The 2749-nt window shown below is 61.8% G+C and carries 2 protein-coding genes; one reads left to right on the forward strand and one right to left on the reverse strand.

Going from position 1 to position 2749, the window contains the following annotated elements; all coding sequences use genetic code 11:
* Positions 1 to 96 precede the first annotated feature (96 nt).
* Positions 97 to 1038 (reverse strand): DUF6279 family lipoprotein, encoded by a 942-nt coding sequence (locus AC1D1X_RS20135; protein WP_477670013.1) that lies wholly within the window; start codon positions 1036 to 1038, stop codon positions 97 to 99.
* Here AC1D1X_RS20135 and glmU point away from each other — a divergent pair.
* Positions 1037 to 2497, forward strand: a complete 1461-nt coding sequence (glmU, locus tag AC1D1X_RS20140; RefSeq protein WP_477670012.1) for a bifunctional UDP-N-acetylglucosamine diphosphorylase/glucosamine-1-phosphate N-acetyltransferase GlmU — start codon at positions 1037 to 1039, stop codon at positions 2495 to 2497. The two genes, AC1D1X_RS20135 and glmU, sit on opposite strands and share 2 nt — an antisense overlap.
* Positions 2498 to 2749: the final 252 nt, after the last annotated feature.

Here is a 2749-nt window from a genome sequence, read left to right on the forward strand (position 1 = left end):
GCAGGCGGCAGAACTGAAGAAAGCTGAAGAGGAAGGCTTGTCCCATTCCAAGGCGCCCGGCAAATAAGGCGGGTTGCGTAGGGCGGGGTTCCATGGTCAGGACTTTTGGCTGTGCAGGGCTTTGAAATCCCGCTCATAGCGGTGAAGGTTTTCCACGGCTTTTAAGCGCTGGGCGGGCGTGGTGCTGTTGTGCAGTTCTGCAAACCCCTGGCAAATGTCCTGGGTCAGGCGTTCGAAATAGTCCCGGTAAGCGACGTCTGGTGAGTTCAGCGTGCGTTCAAACAGTCCGTTCACGGCGGCCTGCGTTTTCTCGGGTGTGCTGTGGCCGTCAGCCAGCGGGCGCAGGGTTTGCAGGGCATCCTGCTGGCGCCGCAGCCTTTCCCGGTAGGACACGGCGGCGTCAAAGTGGGACGTATCGATTCGCCGGCCGATGATGTCCAGTTGTTTTTCCTCCAGCCGCCCGTAAAGCATTTCAGCCCGGTTCACCGCCTCTTTGTAGCGCTTTTTGCGGTTGGTTTTGGATGACTCCAGAAAGTCTTCGCGGTAGTCGGCATTGCCTTTTTCAAAATGCTGCTGCAGTTTTTTCATCTGGCTGGCGTGGAGCGTGCCCGCCAGCTTTGTCATAAGGGGCTCAGCCTCGTTCGACACCACCATCAGCTTTCGCCGCAGGTCGGTATAGACCGCACAAGCCTTTGCCGTGTCCATGTCCTGCGGCATCTGGTGCTGCAGTTTTTGCAGCGTGTCGATATAGCCCGGCAGCTGGGTTTGCCGGTGCCAGGCATGCAGCCTGTCCAGGTCGGCCCTGACCTGCACGTTTTGCGTGTCGGTGAAGTCAAAATGGCCGTCCAGATGCCAATACACCAGCTCAGGCGCCTGGTTGTAGGCCAGTTTCATCATCACGTTGCAACCGGGCAGCGCCGCACCCAGCAGCATGGCGGCAAGCACACCGATAATCCGTAAGCTGCGTACCAGCGCTGCCCCGGCGGGGCTGGCACGCTTTTCAAATCCTGTCCTTCGAAAATCCAGAGGAAACTTCATGGCAACCCCAGTTGATGTCGTCATCATGGCCGCAGGCAAAGGCACGCGGATGAAAAGCAGCTTACCCAAGGTTTTGCACCGATTGGGCGGGAAGGCTTTGCTGCAGCATGTCATCGAATGCGCTGCGTCTTTGTCAGCGCGCAAGGCGGTCGTCATTACCGGCCACGGCGCTGAGGCTGTTGAGGCCGCCTGCCAGGGCTTTACGCAGCGGGAAACGGGCACAGATTCGAAGCTCAGCCTGCAATTTGCGCGGCAGGAACCACAGCTCGGCACCGGTCATGCAGTGCAGCAGGCGATTCCCCTGCTRGCCGACGATGGCGTCACGCTGGTGCTGTCGGGCGATGTGCCGCTGACCCAAGCCGCCACGCTGCAGGCCCTGCTGGCACAGTGCGACGGCCAGCGGCTGGCACTGCTCACGCTCAGCATGGCCGACCCCACGGGTTATGGCCGTATCGTGCGCGCGCAGGCGCACGCCTCCGAGCCCTTGCGGGCCGGCGCCGAAGCCTCGGCCCAGGTACGCGCCATCGTCGAGCATAAAGATGCGACACCTGCCCAGCGCGAGATCCGCGAAATTTACAGCGGCATCATGGCTGTCCCCACGCGCCTGCTGCGTGCCTGGCTTTCCCGGCTGGACAATCAAAACGCCCAAGGCGAGTATTACCTCACCGACATCGTCAAGTTTGCGGTGGCTGATGGCGTGGCCGTCGTGGCGCAGCAGATCACAGACGCAGCCCAGGTGGCCGGCGTGAACAGTCCGGTGCAACTGGCTGAACTGGAACGCGTGTACCAAAGCCGCCTGGCCACGGCGCTGATGGAGCAAGGCGTGCGGCTGGCCGATCCCGCACGACTGGATGTGCGCGGCACGCTTCGCTGCGGCCAGGATGTGGAAGTCGACGTGAACTGCGTGTTCGAAGGCCAGGTCACGCTGGGCGACGGAGTGCGCATTGGCGCCAACTGCGTGATTGCCAACTGCACCATTGCCGCCGGCGCCGTGATCCATCCCTTCACCCATATCGACGGCGAGAAGCTGGGTGTGCAGATCGGCGAAGGCGCGTTGATCGGGCCCTTTGCCCGCCTGCGGCCCGGCGCGCAACTGGGCGCCGAGGTACACATCGGCAATTTTGTGGAAGTCAAAAACGCCACCCTGGCCAAGGGCGCCAAGGCCAACCACCTGGCTTACCTGGGCGACGCGACGGTGGGCGAGCGCGTGAACTACGGTGCCGGCAGCATCACCGCCAACTACGACGGCGCCAACAAGCACCGCACGGTGATTGAGGCCGACGTGCACATCGGCAGCAACTGCGTGCTGGTGGCACCCGTCACCATAGGCGCGGGCGGCACGGTGGGAGGAGGGTCGACCATCACCAAAAGTACGCCACCGGATTCGCTGAGTGTGGCGCGGGGCAAACAGGTCAGTTTGCCTAACTGGAAGAGGCCTGTGAAGGTGGCTAAGGGGTAGGTCTTTGCTTATCCTGGCAGAGCCTTGTCTTGGCCGTTCTTGCTCAGGGTTGGGCGCGCTCTGCTGAGGGCGGCTGGCCGGGGGTTGCCCGGCATGCAACTCACTTTTCTTTGCTTCGCCAAAGAAAAGTAAGCAAAAGAAAGGCGACCCTGGTTCCTGCGTCCCTTCGCTTCGCTGCGGGCAACCTGTGGTGCTCGGTCCAGCCGGGGTCAAAAACAACTCGCTTCGCTCAAACAAGTTTTTGCCCTGATC

Source organism: Polaromonas sp. P1_G4 (assembly GCF_056405475.1).

Coding starts and splice junctions, on each gene's coding strand:
- AC1D1X_RS20135 (WP_477670013.1), bottom strand. CDS start 1,038: ATGAAGTTTCCTCTGGATTTTCGAAGGACAGGATTTGAAAAGCGTGCC.